The organism is Micromonospora sp. L32 (assembly GCF_052068055.1).
GTDB classification, from domain to species: Bacteria; Actinomycetota; Actinomycetes; order Mycobacteriales; family Micromonosporaceae; genus Micromonospora; species Micromonospora purpureochromogenes.
Genome location: NZ_JBQHDD010000002.1, coordinates 510,313 through 525,234, shown reverse-complemented (window position 1 = coordinate 525,234; position 14,922 = coordinate 510,313). Strand labels below are relative to the sequence as shown.

Sequence of the window (14,922 nt, the reverse complement as noted above, 5' to 3'; positions counted from 1 at the left end):
CGGGCGGCGCAACGTTTCGGGCGCCCACTTTCGTCATCAGGGTCGGGACACCGGGAGGTGCAGTGACGTACGAGGAGTTCGCCGACTCGCGGCTGACCGCGCTGCTGCGGTACGCGGTCATGCTGACCGGCGATCCGCATCAGGCGCAGGACCTGGTGCAGGACACGATGGTCCGGGTCCAGCTGAACTGGCGGAGGGTGGCCCGGGCGGAGTCCCCGGAGCGCTACGTGCGCCGGATGCTCACCAACCAGTACGTCGACTGGCGGCGGGGCTCCTGGATGCGTCGGGTGCTGCTGCGCGGCGAGCCGGAGGAGTCCGCGCCGTCGGCCACCGACCACGCCCAGGACGCCGTGGAGCGGGACCAGGTCTGGTCCTGGCTGGCTCGGTTGCCCCGCCGGCAGCGCGCCAGCCTGGTGCTCCGCTACTACGAGGACCTGCCCGACGCGGAGATCGCCGAGATCCTCGGCTGCGCCGTCGGGACCGTCCGGTCGTCCATCTCCCGCGCCCTGGCCACGCTGCGCGCCGAACACGTGGAGGTCTGCTCATGACCGAGGCCGAGCTGCGGGCCGCCTTCGCCCGCCACGAGTCGCTGACCCCGCCGGCCGGGCCGGTGCGGGCGGCCGTCGACCGGATCGTCGTACGCCGTCGCCGTCGGCGCCGCCGGCTCCGGGCCGGGGCCGCCGCGCTGGCGGTGCTGGGGCTGCTGGGCCTCGCGGTGCCGCAGGTCGTCCCGCCGCTCGGCGGGCAGAACGCCACCGCGGAGCTCCTCGCCGACCGGGTCGCGCCGGGCGGCGCGCTGAACGTGCTGCTGGTCGGGGTGGACGGTGCCCCCGATCCCCGGGTCCCCGGCGCCGATTCCGTCCCCCGCGCCGACTCGGTGCTGCTGGTGCACGTCCCGGCGGACCGGAGCCGGCTGTATCTCGTGTCGCTGCCGCGCGACCTGATGGTGGCGATCCCCGGGCACGGCACCGACAAGCTGAACAGCTCCTTCCAGTTCGGCGCCACCGCATCGCGGCCCGACCTGCGCCGGGGCTACGACCTGACCCGTCGGGTGGTCGGCGACACCACCGGCGTACGCATCGACGCCGGCGCGGTGCTGACGTACCCGGTGCTGCGGCGACTCACCGACGGCGTCGGCGGGGTGGAGATCTGTCTGCCGGAACAGGTCCGCTCGGTGCACACCCGACGCGTCTTCCCGGCCGGGTGCCAGCGGCTGGACGGCAGGGAGGCGGTCGATCTGCTCCGCCAGCGCATCGGGATGACCTGGGGAGGCCAGGATCGGGACCGCAACGCCCAGCGCTACGCGGCGGGACTGCTGCGGCAGCTCGACAGTGGGGACGCCCTGCACAACCCGGTGGCACTGAATCGGCTGTTGGTCGCCCTCGGCCCGGACCTGGTCACCGACACCGGTGACGCCTCGCTGCCGGAGCTTCTCACGCGCACCGTGCAGGCGTCCCGGGCCGCTCCGGTCGGTCTCGCCCTGCCGACCGTCGACTCGCCGAAGCGGCCGGGCAACCTGTTGCTCGACGAGCGTGCCGCACCGGCCCTGCTGACCGCGCTACGCCAGGACCGGCTGGCCGAGTGGGCGGCGGCGAACCCCGACCGGGTGACCGCCCTGGGGGCTCAGCGGTAGTCGTCCTCGTCGCCGGTGACCACCCGGGCCTGCTCCATCGCGTCCCAGTCGCCGACCTCCAGGCCACGGTGCGGCTCGGTCTCGGCGTCGCCCGGGTCGATCGAGGCGGCCTGCTCGACCGCGTCGGCCGGCTCGGCCTCTAGGTCGCGCTCCTCCGGGCTGAGGTGGTCGCTCGGCGCGAAGTCCTCGTCGGGCTGACCCATCGTCCCTCCCTGGTTCCGGCGGACTACCCCCCACACCGTACGGGCTGCGCGGCGCGGGTGCCCGGTGGGCGCGGCAAGCGGACTCGGTGGATCGTCCCACCGGGGCCTCCCGGCGGTGCCAGGATGGTGGCGTGGGCTTCCTGATCCGGCTGGCGATCACCGCGGTCGCGCTGTGGGTCACCACGCTGATCGTGCCCGGCGTCGACGTGACCGGCCGCAACGGCGCTGAGACGGCGTTCACCCTGATCGTGGTGGCGCTGATCTTCGGCGTGGTCAACGCCGTGCTCAAGCCGGTCATCAAGGTGGTCGGCTGCGTGTTCTACCTGCTCACCCTCGGTCTGATCGCGTTGGTGGTGAACGCGCTGCTGTTCCTGCTGACGGACTGGCTCGCGCGTGGGCTCGACCTGCCGTTCCGGGTGGACGGTTTCTGGGCCGCCTTCTGGGGGGCCATCGTGATGGCGGTGGTGAGCTGGCTGATCAGCGTCGCCGTACCGGACAGTCTGGAGGACCGGTGAGGGGAGGCGGTTGTGCCCGCCGCCACCTTCTACGGGATACTGCCGGCGGTGGACAGCGCGGTCCGGCGCACCCGATGGAAGACAGCGGCCAGCTCGGCCGAGAGCGGTAAGTAAGGAGCGTTCGACATGCCCATCGCTTCCCCCGAGACTTACGCGGAGATGCTGGACCGGGCCAAGTCCGGCCGGTTCGCGTACCCCGCGATCAACGTGACGTCCTCGCAGACGCTGAACGCGGCGCTGAAGGGCTTCGCCGACGCGGAGAGCGACGGCATCATCCAGGTCTCCACCGGTGGTGCCGAGTACCTGTCCGGCCCGTCGGTCAAGGACATGGTCACCGGCGCGGTGGCGTTCGCCGCGTACGCCCGCGAGGTGGCCAAGAACTACCCGGTCAACATCGCGCTGCACACCGACCACTGCCCGAAGGACAAGCTGGACAAGTTCGTCCGGCCGCTGATGGGGATCTCCCAGGAGCGGGTGAAGCGCGGCGAGGAGCCGCTGTTCCAGTCGCACATGTGGGACGGCTCGGCCGTGCCGGTGGCGGAGAACATGGAGATCGCCGCGCAGCTCCTCGACGAGGCCGCCAAGGGCAAGATCGTCCTCGAGATCGAGGTCGGCGTGGTCGGTGGCGAGGAGGACGGCGTCGAGAACGCCATCAACGAGAAGCTCTACACCACGGTCGAGGACGGCCTGGCCATGGTGGAGGCGCTCGGCCTCGGCGAGAAGGGCCGCTACATGGCGGCGCTGACCTTCGGCAACGTGCACGGCGTCTACAAGCCGGGCAACGTCAAGCTCCGCCCCGAGGTCCTCGACCACATCCAGATGGCGGTCGGCGCCAAGTACGGCAAGGAGAAGCCGCTCAGCCTGGTCTTCCACGGCGGCTCGGGCTCGCTGCTGTCGGAGATCCGCGAGGCGCTGGACTACGGCGTGGTCAAGATGAACATCGACACCGACACCCAGTACACCTTCACCCGTCCGGTCGCGGACCACATGTTCCGCAACTACGACGGCGTGCTGAAGGTCGACGGCGAGGTCGGCAACAAGAAGATGTACGACCCGCGCGTCTGGGGCAAGGCCGCCGAGGCCGGCATGGCCGCCCGCGTCGTCGAGGCCTGCGAGCACCTGCGCTCGACCGGCACCAAGATGAAGTAACCACTGCCAGCACGACGGCCGGCTCCCCGCCCGGGAGCCGGCCGTCGGCGTCTCAGGCGGTCGCGGTGAGCACCCGGACGGCCTCCCGGACGTCGTCGGTCAGGTGCACGGTGGTCGACAGGTCACCGAACGGGGACGCCGCGAACAGCGGCCGCAGCAGCGACTCGATCGGCAGTTCCCGGGTCCAGTACGCGCGGTCCAGGAAGACGTACGCCCCGCTCGCCCCGTCGGTGCCGTAGTAGGTCTTCGTCGCCGCCTGGAACACCTCCTGCACGGTGCCCGCCCGGCCGGGCGCGAAGACGATCCCGCCCCGGGCCAGCCGCAGGATCGTGTCCTCCCGGATGGCGTTGGAGAAGTACTTGGCGATCCGCCCGGCGAAGAGGTTCGCCGGTTCGTGCCCGTACAGCCAGGTGGGGATCGCCAGCCCGCCGGAGCGGGCCCAGTCGAGCTCCGGCGCCCGCTGCTGCGGGACGGCCGGCCCGGTCGCGTACCGCTCGCGTACCGCCAGCGCCGCCGCCGTGTAGCGGTCGTGGTCGGTGAAGTCCGGCGCCACGGCGAGCAGGTCGATCGCGGCGGTCAGCTCCTCGGCCGGCCGACCCGCGAGGAACGCGCCGAGGTTGGCCGCCTCCATCACGCCCGGTCCGCCGCCGGTCACCACCAGTCGGTCGGCCCGCGCCAGCTCCCAACCCAGCACCGCCGCCATCCGGTACGGCACGCTGCCACGCGGGACGGCGTGCCCGCCCATCACCCCCACCACCGACTGCGGCCCGTGCTTCGCGAGCCAGGACCGGGTGGCGTCGACCAGCGCGTTGTCCACGCCGTGGTCGTGCAGCCGCTGGCCGAGCGCCTCCCGGACGTCCGGCAGCGCGCCGCCGTGCTCGCGGAAGTGCGCGTACACCCGGGTGTCGTACATCCCGGCGAAGCCGCCCTCGGCGAACCCGGCGGCCAGTTCCTCGGGGGTGTAGAGGTGCGACGGCTGGGTCGGGTACGGCAGCCCGGAGAAGGGCGGCACCACGTTCGCCCCGCGCCGGACCAGGTCCGCGCCGACCTCTCGGGAGGCGAACCGGCAGCCGACGAAGAGGGTGCCGGCGACCTCGGTGCGGGTCAGGTCGGGGATCGGGTCCAGGTCGAGGCGGAGCCCCTGCACGGTCAGGCCGGCGAGGCTGCCGGTGGCCAGCCGTCGGTCGAACTCGGCGCGGGTCTCGATCTCGTCGTGGCTGGTGTCGTGCGGCGCGATGACGTCCGCGGGAGGTGGGGTCGGCACCAGGCCATCCTGCCCGGCCCGGGCAATGGCGCAAACCTGCAGGTCCGGGGGCCGGGACTACAGGAGCCCGACGGTCGAGACCGCCGGGCTCCTGCGTAACCGGGTCCTGGGGAGGCTCCGGATTAATAGTTGTAATGGAAAACATCTCGCGGCGGCATGGGCCGCAGGCGTGACGGACGCCTCCCCCGTTCAGCCAGCGCGCTGGGCCGATCCTCTCGCGCGCGGTGGGGCGAAGCCGGTTGAATGGGACGATGCAGAACCTGTTGCCTGAGCCACCGGCCACCCTCCTGCCCGCGCACGAAGAGGCCGACGCCACGCTCGCGGCCGCCGCCGAGAGGGGCACCGACGAGGCGTACGCCGGGGTCGCGGCCCGCTTCCCGACCTACAGCGCGGCCTGGGCGGTGCTGGCGACCCGGGCCTTCAACGCCGGCCAGGTCATCCCCGCGTACGCCTACGCCCGCACCGGCTATCACCGGGGCCTGGACCAGCTGCGCCGCAGCGGCTGGAAGGGCCACGGGCCGGTGCCCTGGTCGCACGGCCCCAACCAGGGCTTCCTCCGCTGCCTGTACGTCCTGTCTCGGGCGGCGGGCGAGATCGGCGAGGCGGACGAGGCGGCCCGCTGCGCGCAGTTCCTGCGCGACTGCGACCCGGCCGCCGGGGACGCCCTCGCCAGCGAGTGACCCGTCGCGACGGCCGGCCCGGCGGTGATCGGGCCGGCCGTCGCGGCTACAGCCCTTCGGCCACCGCGGCGGCGATCTTCAGCCAGGCGTCCCGCGTGGCGGAGGAGAGCCCGCCGTACCGGATCGGCTCCCCGGTGTCGATCAGACGCTCGTACGGCGCGAGCAGCACCGCCCGGGTGCGGGCGGCGAAGTGCTCCTGGATCGCCGGCAGGTCGATCTCCTTGCGGGACGGCGGCATCGACACCACCGTCACCGCCTGCCGGACCAGCCGCTGCCGGCCGCTCTGCTCCAGGTGGTCGAGCATCCGGGCGGCCGTCTCCGCCGAGTCGTTCCGGGCCGACATGGTCACCACCAGTTGGTCGGTGGCGTCCATCGCGGCCTGCCAGTTCTGCGCCCGGACGTTGTTCCCGGTGTCCACGAAGATCAGCTTGTAGAACCGGCTGACCACCTCACGGATCTCCGCGAAGGCCGCCGCGGTGAGCATCTCGCCGCCGGTGGCCGACTCGTCCGAGGCGAGCACGTCGAACATCCCCTCGCCCTGCGAGCGGACGTACTGCGACAGGTCACCGATCCGGCCGTGCGCGCCCTGGAACTGCCCGAGGTCGCGCAGCATGTCCCGGACCGTACGGGAGTGGAAGTCCTGCTGGGCGCGCATGCCCAGGGTGCCCTGCGTCTCGTTGTTGTCCCAGGCCAGCACGTACCCGCCGCGCTTCTGACCGAAGGTCATCGCGAGCAGCAGGATGGCGACCGTCTTGCCGGCGCCGCCCTTCGGGTTCACCACGGTCACCTGGCGCAGCCCGCCGAAGTTGCGGCGGACCATCTCGACGTCCCGCTTGATCTCCTGCTCGTGCCGCCCCGGCGGCAGCTTGAGACCGATCTTGTTGACGACCGCCCGTACCCCCATGGTGGCGACCGGGTCGGCCGGGCGGGCCTGCCGGCGGCGGGCGAAGTCCTCGGCGGTCGGCGCCGATGCGCCGTCCGGCGTCCAGCCCGCGTCCGGGTAGCCGCCCTGCGCCGCCCGTGCCAGCGGCTCCGGGTACGACTGCCGGGGCAGCCCGGCTGGCGGGGTGCCCTCCTGCCAGGACGGCTGGTACCACCCGGCGGGCGGCTGCGGCCCCGGCGGCGCGGCGGTCATCGGCCCGGGCTGCGGCGGGCCGGCGTGCGCAGGCGGCACCGCGAGCGTGGGCCCCGGTGGGTACTCCGTCGGCGGGTGCGGGCCGGGCGGCGTCAGCGGCGTGCCCGGCGAGGGCGGGAACGGACCCAGCTTCGGCGCCGGGGGCGTGGGCGTCGCGGGCTGGCCGGGCACCGTCGCGCTGCCGATCGCCTCGTCTCCGATCGCGGCTCCGCCGTGATCGCCGCGCATCGCCGCGTCGCCGTACACCGCCGCGTCGCCGTACACCCTCGCGTCGCCGCGCGTCCCCGCGTCGCCGGTGACGCCGGAGCGCTGCGGTGGCTGGGCCCACGGCGACTGGCCCTGTCCCCGGGCCGCCTGCGGGATGCTCGCGGCGGGTACGACCGGAGTGCCCGGCGCGGTGTGCGGCGGGGGCGCGGTGATCGGCTGGTCCAGGGTGAAGGGCAGGTCGAGGTCGACCGCCGGCTGCCCGACCCGGGGTGCCGGCGCGGGGGGCGCCGGCCGTCGGGCGTCCTCCGCCGGCTCGGACTGCGGCCGGGCCTCCCCGGTCACCGGGCCCGCTTCGGCGGCCGCGACGGCGTGCCCGGCCGGCGAGCTGTCCTCGGCCACCATTCCGGGTTCGGCGGCCCTGCCGTTGGTGGCTGGGATGCTCGGGCCGGCGGCAGTGCCGCTCGCGGTCGGAATGTTCGGCCCGGGTGCGGTGCCGTTGGTGGCCGGGATGCCGTGTCCGGCGAAGGTGCCGTCGGGGGTGGCGTTCGGGTCGGTGGTCGTGCCGTCCGTGGCCGGAGTGGTCGGGCGGCCCGCGTCGCTCGTGGCCGGGACGCCGTGTCCGGCGAAGCTCCCGTCGGGGGTGGCGTTCGGGTCGGTGGCCGTGTCGCCCGTGGTCGGGCTGGCCGCCGCGCCGCTCGTGTCGGCGGCGGAGCCGTTCGTGGCCGGAATGCCCGAGCCGGTGGTCGTGCCGCTCCCGGTCAAGGCGGTGTCTCCGCCGGTGGCCGGAGCCGCATACCCGGTGACCGGGCCGTCCGGGCCGGTGGCGCCGTTCCTGCCGGCCCCGCCGTTCCCGCTCGCCGCGAACCCGGTCGTGGGTGGGCCGCCGCCAGAGAGGTGTTCGGTGCCGACCAGGCCGCGCACGCTGTCCCCACCGGCCGGGCCGCCGCCAGCACTCACCGGGGCGCCGCCAGTGGCGGCGCCCGCACCGGCGCTGGTGTCGTGGCCGAGCTGGGAGGCGTATTCCTCGCCCGCGTCGGCCGGCGTGGCGGACCAGTCGTCGGGGCCGGCCGCGTACGGCGGTATCGGCGGCGGGGCCGGTTCGTCGGCGCCCAGGGACACCCAGTCGCCGTCCGGCGGAGGTGCCGTCCAGCCGTCGGCGGCGGGGGCGGCGTTGACCTCGGCGGTCAGCGACGGGTACAGCGGCGAGGCATGAACGCCCCAGGTCGGGGCGGTGTCGGTCGCGTCGGGCGGCCAGAGCGGTTCGATGTCCCGCTCCGGCACCGCAGGCGGGCCGGGCAGCCGGCCCCGGTCGGCGTTCTCGTCCACCACGGTTCCTCCCCATTCCTCCTGCCGAGGATAGGCCGTCCCGTTCCGGTCACGGAACGTAGCGGAACGCCGTTCCGGGTCAGCTCGTCCAGACCGCCCAGGCGCCCGCCTCGGTCCACCAGGACCGCTTGCGGCTCAGCTCGCCCTCCACACCGTCGTCGAGGAAGGGGACCTTCTCGTCCCGGGGGACGACCGCGACCGCCCGGCCCCGGGCCCGGCGGACCTCGAATCGGATCCGCTTCCGGCCGAACGCCTTCCGGGTGACCACCGGCACGGCCACCGCCACCTCGACCACGCCGTCGGTCGGGTCCGGAGCGGTCAGCAGCGGCAGCCCGTCCAGGGACGCGTACCCGCCGGCGTTGCCGATCGCGCAGGCCAGGATCGGGTCCTCGCCGTCGGAGAGCACCGCGTCGTCCACCTCGACCCGGCCGCGCCAGTGCAGCGGGCGCCCCCCGTCGTCGGCCGCGCCGAGCAGCGCGCCGTCCAGGGTCACCGAGCCGGCGTCGTTGCGCAGCAGGTCGAGCCGGCGGGCGGTGCCGTCGAGCACCGCGGCGGCCACCGCCGCCGGGTCGCGGGGCAGCCCGAGCTGCGCCGCCAGGTCACCCTGCGTCCCGTTCCGGGCGGGGTCGAGCGGGAGTACGCCGACCGGCGGCAGGTCCGGCACCGTACGGTTGCCGGCCAGGTCCGCCGGGCGGCGGCTGGGCGGTGGGGCGTACCGCCGGACCAGCCGGCGCAGGACGGCGCGCAACTGTGCGTCGGTGGCCGTGGCGACGATCAGCCGGGTCTTGGAGTCGGGGTCGGGCCAGGTGAGGCCGTCGGGGCGGGCGGGGGCGTCGAGCCGGGCCAGCACCTCGTCGATCTCGGCATCCGAGCGGGCGGTGACGGTCTCCACCCGGGCACCCCGGGCGGTCAGCGCGTCCGCGCAGGCCAGCACCGGTACGCGCGGCGTCTCGCAGCGCTCCTCGGTCGGCTTCGGCGCTTCCGCGCCGGCAGCCTCGGTCGCGCCACCGCAGCAGGCTCCGCCGCTGCCGCAGCCCCCACCGGGAGCGTCCCGCTCCGAGCCGAGGGTGAGCAGCACCACGTCGTACACTCCGAGCCTCCTGCCTCTCGACGCGACCCCTGCGGGTCCCGCCGTCACTACTTGTTAGCCTGACACCCCGGGCTCGCCAACCGGTCGCCACCTGGCACCCGAGCCTTCTGGAGGCGGAGAAGATGCCAGCGATCGTGCTCATCGGCGCTCAGTGGGGCGACGAGGGCAAGGGCAAGGTTACCGACCTGCTGGGTGAGCGGGTCGACTACGTCGTGCGCTACTCCGGCGGCAACAACGCCGGTCACACGGTGATCACTCCGGACGGGCAGAAGTACGCGCTGCACCTGATGCCGTCCGGGGCGCTCTCGCCGAGCGCGATGATCGTCATCGGCAACGGCGTGGTGGTCGACCCGAAGGTGCTGCTGGCCGAGATCGACGGGCTCGCCGAGCGCGGCGTGGACGTCTCCCGGCTGCGCATCTCCGGCGACGCGCACCTGATCATGCCGCACCACCGGGCGCTGGACCGGGTGGTCGAGCGCTACCTCGGCTCGGCCCGGATCGGCACCACCGGCCGGGGCATCGGCCCGGCGTACGGCGACAAGGTCGCCCGGATGGGCATCCGGCTCCAGGACCTGCTCGACCCGGGCATCCTGCGCAAGAAGCTGGAACTCGCGTTGCGTGAGAAGAACCAGCTGCTGTTCAAGATCTACAACCGCAAGGCGATCGACGTCGACGCGACGATCGAGGAGTACCTCCAGTACGCGGAGCGCCTCAAGCCGTACATCGCGGAGACCCGGGTGATGCTCTGGGACGCGCTGGACCGCGGCGAGACCGTGCTGCTGGAGGGCGCCCAGGCCACCATGCTGGACATGGACCACGGCACCTACCCCTTCGTGACCTCGTCGAACCCGACGGCCGGTGGGGCGTGCGTGGGCGCGGGCATCCCGCCGACGGCGATCAACCGGGTGATCGCGGTGAGCAAGGCGTACACCACCCGGGTCGGCTCCGGGCCGTTCCCGACCGAGCTGTTCGACGACAACGGCCAGCACCTGCGCAAGATCGGCCACGAGTACGGCACCACGACCGGCCGCGAGCGCCGCTGCGGCTGGTTCGACGCCGTCGTCGCCCGGTACGCCTGCCGCCTCAACGGCGTCACCGACCTGGTGGTCACCAAGCTGGACGTGCTCACCGGCATGGCCAAGGTGCCGATCTGCGTCGGGTACGAAATCAACGGCGAGCGCTTCGACGACATGCCGATGACCCAGACCGACTTCCACCACGCCAAGCCGATCTACGAAGAGCTCGACGGCTGGTGGGAAGACATCACCAAGGCGAGAACCGAAGAAGACCTCCCCGAAAACGCAAGACGCTACATCGCCAGAATCGAAGAGATCACCGGCACCCGCGTCAGCGTCGTAGGCGTAGGCCCCGGCCGCGAAGAAAACGTAGTCCGCCACCCCCTCCTCCCCTAACCCCACCCTTTCCCCCGTTGATCATGAAGTTGTTGCCGCCCACCTCGGCGTGTCGGGGCAATAACTTCATGATCGACGCGCCCAGGTAGTGGGTGGTTGTCCACAGGGGGGAGGGGTTTTCCACAGGGGGTTTTGGAGGGCTTCGCTGACCGGGACAGTCGGTTGGTGTGGATGCGTGGGCGGTGGTGCGGCGGGTTGCGGCTCGGCGGGACGGAATTGTCACGCTGGCGCTGGCGCAGGCGCGGGCGGCCGGCTTCACGGTGCACGAGGTGCAGCGACTGTGCCGGGCGGGCCGTTGGCGTGCGGTGGCCCGGGCCAGCTACCTGGTCGACGCCGACCTGCATGACGGCGTACCGAGGAGGGCGCGGATTCGTGCGGCCGTCGCCTCCTTCGGTCCCGCGGCGGCTGCCGTCCTGCGGACCGCTGCCGAGCTGCACGGTATCGCCGGCTGTCGGTCGACCGAGGAGATCCATCTGTCGGTCCCGGGCCGGGTGGCCCGGCCTGCCCGACTGGCTCATCGGGAAGTGATCGTCCATCAACTGGCCATTGGCGAGCGGCAGTTGGTTCGGATCGACGGCATCCCGGCCAGCGCCCCGTTGCGCACGGTCGCTGACCTGATCCTGAGCGAGGACCGCTATCCGGCGGTCTCGGTGCTCGACTCGGCCCTGAATCGCCGGCTCGTGACCGAGGACGATCTGCTGGATGCCGCTCGACTCATCCGTGGTCGGCGAGGCGCCGTAGCCGCCCGTGGCTATCTGGCGGAGGCGGACGGTCGAGCGCAGTCGCCGTTGGAGACCCGGGCTCGCCTGCGCTGTGTCGACGGCAAGGTTCCACCGGACGCCCTGCAGTTGGCGGTGCGGGACGCCGACGGCTACCTGCTCGGCATCGGGGACCTGGGCTGGCGTGGTCCCAGGGTGATCGCCGAAGCCGACGGCCGAGCCGCACACGACACCCCCGAGGCGGTCTTCGCCGACCGCCGCAGACAGAACCGCCTGATCAACGCCGGCTGGTCCATCCTCCGCTTCACGTGGCAGGACACCCTCGACCCCACCTACATCCCCTGGACCGTCCGCCAGGCGATCGCCGCCGCAGGTCGTCGCCGTTGACCATGGAGTTGTTGCCATGACACGCCGACATGGTGGGCAACAACGTCATGATCAACGGGGTGGGAAGGGGGGTCGGTAGGATCGCCGGCGTGCGCGTACTTCTTGTGGGGGGTGGCGGGCGGGAGCATGCGCTCGCGCTCGGGCTCACCGACGACCCGTCCGTTGAGGCTCTGATCGCGGCGCCGGGGAATCCGGGCATCGCTGCGCTTGCCGAGCTGCGGGAGGTGGATGCCGCCGATCCGGGTGCCGTGGCGGCACTCGCGGTCGAGGTGCAGGCCGACCTGGTGGTGATCGGGCCGGAGGCGCCGCTGGTCGCCGGGGTCGCGGACGCGGTGCGGGCCAAGGGCATCGCGGCGTTCGGGCCGTCGGCCGAGGCGGCCCGGCTGGAGGGTTCCAAGACCTTCGCCAAGGAGATCATGACGGCCGCCGGCGTGCCGACCGCGCGTGCCTACACCTGCACGGACGCCGAGAGCACCGCCCGGGCCCTGGACGAGTTCGGTGCGCCGTACGTGGTGAAGAACGACGGGCTGGCCGCCGGCAAGGGCGTCGTCGTCACCGAGGACCGGGACGCCGCGTTGAGGCACGCGCAGGAGTGCGGCCGGGTCGTGGTCGAGGAGTACCTCGCCGGGCCCGAGGTCTCGCTCTTCGTGGTCACCGACGGCGAGGCGGCGCTGCCGCTGCTCCCGGCGCAGGACTTCAAGCGGGTCGGCGACGGCGACAGCGGCCCGAACACCGGCGGCATGGGCGCGTACGCGCCGCTGCCCTGGGCGCCGCCCGGCCTGGTCGACGAGGTGATGCGCGACGTCGTGCACCCGACGCTGGCGGAGATGCGCCGCCGGGGCACCCCGTTCGCCGGGCTGCTCTACGTGGGCCTGGCGCTGACCGCCGCCGGCCCTCGGGTGATCGAGTTCAACGCCCGCTTCGGCGACCCGGAGACCCAGGTGGTCCTCGCCCTGCTGGCGACCCCGCTGGCCGGGCTGCTGCACGCCGCGGCCACCGGCACGCTGGCCGCGCACCCGCCGCTGCGCTGGCGCGACGGCGCCGCCGTCACGGTCGTGGTCGCCGCCGACGGTTACCCCGCGTCCCCGCGTACCGGTGATGTGATCACCGGCGCGGACCGCGCCGGGATCATCCACGCCGGCACCCGCCGGGCCGCAGACGGCGCGTTGCTCTCCGCCGGGGGCCGGGTCCTCTGCGGTACGGCCACCGGCCCGGACCTCGCCGCCGCGCGGGACGCCGCCTACGCCCTGGTACGCGGCGTCGAACTGGCCGGCTCGCACCACCGCACCGACATCGCCGCCGCCGCGGTCGAGGGCCGGATCGCCGTCCCCGACTGACCGACCGGCTCGCCGTCGGGCGGGGCAGGTCCCCGCCCGACGGAGCGTCGTCAGAGCATCCCGAGCGCGGCGCCGATGACGGCCTGGGCGGTACGGCTGAGCTCCTCACCCTTGGCGTCGGTCCCGATGATCGAGTACTGCATCCGGAATCATGCGGTCGAGCCTGCCGCCCCGGCGGGGCCGGGAGCATCGGGGAGAATCCCCCGGCGTACCCGGGACGGTGGCTCGGGGTACCCCGGTCAGCCGTAGTAGCGGCGCAGTTCCCGGCTCAGCACCTTGCCGGTGGCGTTGCGCGGCAGGTACTTCACGAAGATCACATCCCGGGGTACGGAGAACCGGGCCAGGTAGTGGCGGACGTACTCGCGGACCGCCTCGGGGTCGAGCACCTCGCCGGGGTGCAGGCCGAGGAAGGCGGCGAGCCGCTGCCCGTACTCCGGGTCGGGTACGCCGATCACGGCGGCCTCCCGGACCTGGGGGAGGCGGGCCAGCAGATCCTCCACCTCGGACGGGAAGACGTTCTCCCCACCGGAGACGATCATGTCGTCGGCGCGGCCGTCGACGAAGAGCAGCCCGTCGGCGTTGATCCGGCCGAGGTCCCCGGTGTCCAGCAGCCCGTCGTGGGTCTCCCGTCGCGCCCCCGAGGTGTAGCCCTCGAAGAGCATCTCGTTGCCCACGAAGATCCGCCCGACCCGCCCGTCGGGCACCGGCTGGCCGTCGTCGTCCAGGATCTCCAGCCGGGTGCCGTGTGGCGGCCGGCCGGCGGTGGTGGGCGCCTCGCGCAGGTCGGCGGGGCTGGCGATGGAGGCCCAGGAGACCTCCGTCGAGCCGTACAGGTTGTAGATCACGTCGCCGTAGACGTCCATGAACCGCGGCGCCAGCCCGCCGGGCAGCGCCGAGCCGCTGACCGCGACCACCTTCAGCGGCGGCCGCGGGTCCGGCGGCGGCACGTCGAGCAGTCGCTGCACCATCACGGGTACGGCGAAGAGCGCCTGGCACTGGTGGGCCACCAGCGCGGCCAGCGTGGCGGTCGGCTCGAACCGGCGGTGCAGCACGATCGTGGCGCGCAGCGCGAAGGCGAACTGGAGGGCGGCGTACCCCCAGGTGTGGAAGAGCGGCGCGGCGATCATCACGGTGTCCCGGGTGTGCAGCGGAATCCGGTCGATGATGGACACCAGTGGGCCGAAGCCGTTGGGAGTGGGCCGACGGGCGCCCTTGGGCGCGCCGGTGGTGCCGGAGGTGAGCACGATCGTCCGGCCGTCGCGCTCGGGTGGTTGCAGGTCGCCGGGGAGCGCGCCGGCGATCAGCTCTTCGAGGCCGCGCTCGTCCACCCGGTGCACCTCGGCGGGGAGGCCGAGGATGCGGTCGGCGAACTCGTCGTCGTGGACCAGCACCCGGAGGCGCTGTTCTTCGGTCACGGTGGCCAGTTGGGCGGCGGAGAGGCCACTGTTGACCAGCACCGCGTCGGCGCCGAGCACGGTGGCGGCGACGACCGCCTCGATCAGCCCGTGGTGGTTGCGGCAGAGCACCCCGACCCGGTCGCCGGCCTGTACGCCGAGCCCGGTCCGCATCGCCCGGGCCAGCCGCTCGGCCCGGTCGAGCAGCTTCTGGTAGGTCAGTTCGGCGCCCTGCTCGTCGACGACCGCGACCCGGCCCGGGTCGCGGGCGGCGGCCTGGCGCAGCTCGCCGGCGAGGCTCCAACCCCACTTGCGCAGCGCTTGGAGCTGGGAGGCGACCCGGATCGGCCGGCCCGGGGTGAGCAGCCCCCGCCGGGTCAGCGTGGCCACGACGAACGGCAGGTCCATGCGGCGCCTCCTTCTCCGGGGGGTGAGCGTGAAGGGCCCCCGCAGGGGCCCTTCAGCAGGACG

Annotated in this window: 13 protein-coding genes; 8 read left to right on the top strand and 5 right to left on the bottom strand. The window is 73.5% G+C overall.

The features are described from left to right. The first annotated feature begins 62 nt into the window (after positions 1-62). Both ACTMTB_RS07100 and ACTMTB_RS07095 read left to right on the top strand, forming a co-directional pair. Positions 63-548 (top strand): SigE family RNA polymerase sigma factor, encoded by a 486-nt coding sequence (locus ACTMTB_RS07100; RefSeq protein ID WP_280840511.1) that lies wholly within the window; start codon positions 63-65, stop codon positions 546-548. Next, positions 545-1,633: an LCP family protein gene (locus ACTMTB_RS07095; RefSeq protein ID WP_441143407.1), complete on the top strand. Its 1,089-nt coding sequence runs from the start codon at positions 545-547 to the stop codon at positions 1,631-1,633. The genes ACTMTB_RS07100 and ACTMTB_RS07095 overlap by 4 nt, the downstream gene beginning before the upstream one ends. Here ACTMTB_RS07095 and ACTMTB_RS07090 read toward each other — a convergent pair. Beyond that, entirely contained in the window at positions 1,624-1,836 is a 213-nt protein-coding gene (locus tag ACTMTB_RS07090) for a hypothetical protein (protein WP_334572268.1), read from the bottom strand. The genes ACTMTB_RS07095 and ACTMTB_RS07090 overlap by 10 nt on opposite strands. 131 nt (positions 1,837-1,967) lie before the next feature. Here ACTMTB_RS07090 and ACTMTB_RS07085 point away from each other — a divergent pair, with 131 nt between their 5' ends. Both ACTMTB_RS07085 and fbaA read left to right on the top strand, forming a co-directional pair. Then, positions 1,968-2,351: a phage holin family protein gene (locus ACTMTB_RS07085; protein WP_441143405.1), complete on the top strand. Its 384-nt coding sequence runs from the start codon at positions 1,968-1,970 to the stop codon at positions 2,349-2,351. A 126-nt stretch (positions 2,352-2,477) separates the two neighbouring features. Next, complete coding sequence (gene fbaA, locus ACTMTB_RS07080) at positions 2,478-3,500, top strand: class II fructose-bisphosphate aldolase (protein ID WP_238449110.1); 1,023 nt, start codon at positions 2,478-2,480, stop codon at positions 3,498-3,500. A 52-nt stretch (positions 3,501-3,552) separates the two neighbouring features. On the opposite strand, the gene ACTMTB_RS07075 is transcribed toward fbaA, so the two are convergent. After that, positions 3,553-4,764 (bottom strand): LOG family protein, encoded by a 1,212-nt coding sequence (locus ACTMTB_RS07075; protein WP_441143403.1) that lies wholly within the window; start codon positions 4,762-4,764, stop codon positions 3,553-3,555. 251 nt (positions 4,765-5,015) lie between these two features. On the opposite strand from ACTMTB_RS07075, the gene ACTMTB_RS07070 reads away from it, so the two are divergent. After that, positions 5,016-5,444 carry a DUF3151 domain-containing protein gene (locus ACTMTB_RS07070; RefSeq protein WP_280840515.1) on the top strand — a complete coding sequence of 143 codons (429 nt, stop codon included), beginning with the start codon at positions 5,016-5,018 and terminating at the stop codon, positions 5,442-5,444. A gap of 46 nt (positions 5,445-5,490) precedes the next feature. Here ACTMTB_RS07070 and ACTMTB_RS07065 read toward each other — a convergent pair whose 3' ends face one another. Both ACTMTB_RS07065 and ACTMTB_RS07060 read right to left on the bottom strand, forming a co-directional pair. Then, positions 5,491-8,115: a chromosome partitioning protein gene (locus tag ACTMTB_RS07065; protein ID WP_441143401.1), complete on the bottom strand. Its 2,625-nt coding sequence runs from the start codon at positions 8,113-8,115 to the stop codon at positions 5,491-5,493. A 76-nt stretch (positions 8,116-8,191) separates the two neighbouring features. After that, the gene (locus ACTMTB_RS07060; RefSeq protein WP_441143399.1) at positions 8,192-9,202 is read right to left on the bottom strand and encodes a hypothetical protein; all 1,011 of its coding nucleotides are present in this window, start codon (positions 9,200-9,202) and stop codon (positions 8,192-8,194) included. 122 nt (positions 9,203-9,324) lie between these two features. On the opposite strand from ACTMTB_RS07060, the gene ACTMTB_RS07055 reads away from it, so the two are divergent. The 3 genes from ACTMTB_RS07055 to purD all read left to right on the top strand — a co-directional run bounded on the left by ACTMTB_RS07055 (position 9,325) and on the right by purD (position 13,057). Then, positions 9,325-10,614 (top strand): adenylosuccinate synthase, encoded by a 1,290-nt coding sequence (locus ACTMTB_RS07055; protein ID WP_280840517.1) that lies wholly within the window; start codon positions 9,325-9,327, stop codon positions 10,612-10,614. Positions 10,615-10,781: 167 nt separating this feature from the next. Continuing rightward, positions 10,782-11,720: a hypothetical protein gene (locus tag ACTMTB_RS07050; protein ID WP_441143397.1), complete on the top strand. Its 939-nt coding sequence runs from the start codon at positions 10,782-10,784 to the stop codon at positions 11,718-11,720. Positions 11,721-11,809: 89 nt separating this feature from the next. Next, the gene (gene purD, locus ACTMTB_RS07045) at positions 11,810-13,057 is read left to right on the top strand and encodes a phosphoribosylamine--glycine ligase (protein WP_441143395.1); all 1,248 of its coding nucleotides are present in this window, start codon (positions 11,810-11,812) and stop codon (positions 13,055-13,057) included. Between the two features lie 239 nt (positions 13,058-13,296). Here purD and ACTMTB_RS07040 read toward each other — a convergent pair whose 3' ends face one another. Then, positions 13,297-14,859 (bottom strand): AMP-binding protein, encoded by a 1,563-nt coding sequence (locus ACTMTB_RS07040; protein WP_441143394.1) that lies wholly within the window; start codon positions 14,857-14,859, stop codon positions 13,297-13,299. Positions 14,860-14,922 lie beyond the last annotated feature (63 nt).

What these genes read in the sequence shown, in the direction of transcription:
- ACTMTB_RS07095 (WP_441143407.1), top strand. Translation starts at nt 545, where the DNA reads ATGACCGAGGCCGAGCTGCGGGCCGCCTTCGCCCGCCACGAGTCGCTG.
- ACTMTB_RS07090 (WP_334572268.1), bottom strand. Translation starts at nt 1,836, where the DNA reads ATGGGTCAGCCCGACGAGGACTTCGCGCCGAGCGACCACCTCAGCCCG.
- fbaA (WP_238449110.1), top strand. Translation starts at nt 2,478, where the DNA reads ATGCCCATCGCTTCCCCCGAGACTTACGCGGAGATGCTGGACCGGGCC.
- ACTMTB_RS07070 (WP_280840515.1), top strand. Translation starts at nt 5,016, where the DNA reads ATGCAGAACCTGTTGCCTGAGCCACCGGCCACCCTCCTGCCCGCGCAC.
- ACTMTB_RS07055 (WP_280840517.1), top strand. Translation starts at nt 9,325, where the DNA reads ATGCCAGCGATCGTGCTCATCGGCGCTCAGTGGGGCGACGAGGGCAAG.
- ACTMTB_RS07040 (WP_441143394.1), bottom strand. Translation starts at nt 14,859, where the DNA reads ATGGACCTGCCGTTCGTCGTGGCCACGCTGACCCGGCGGGGGCTGCTC.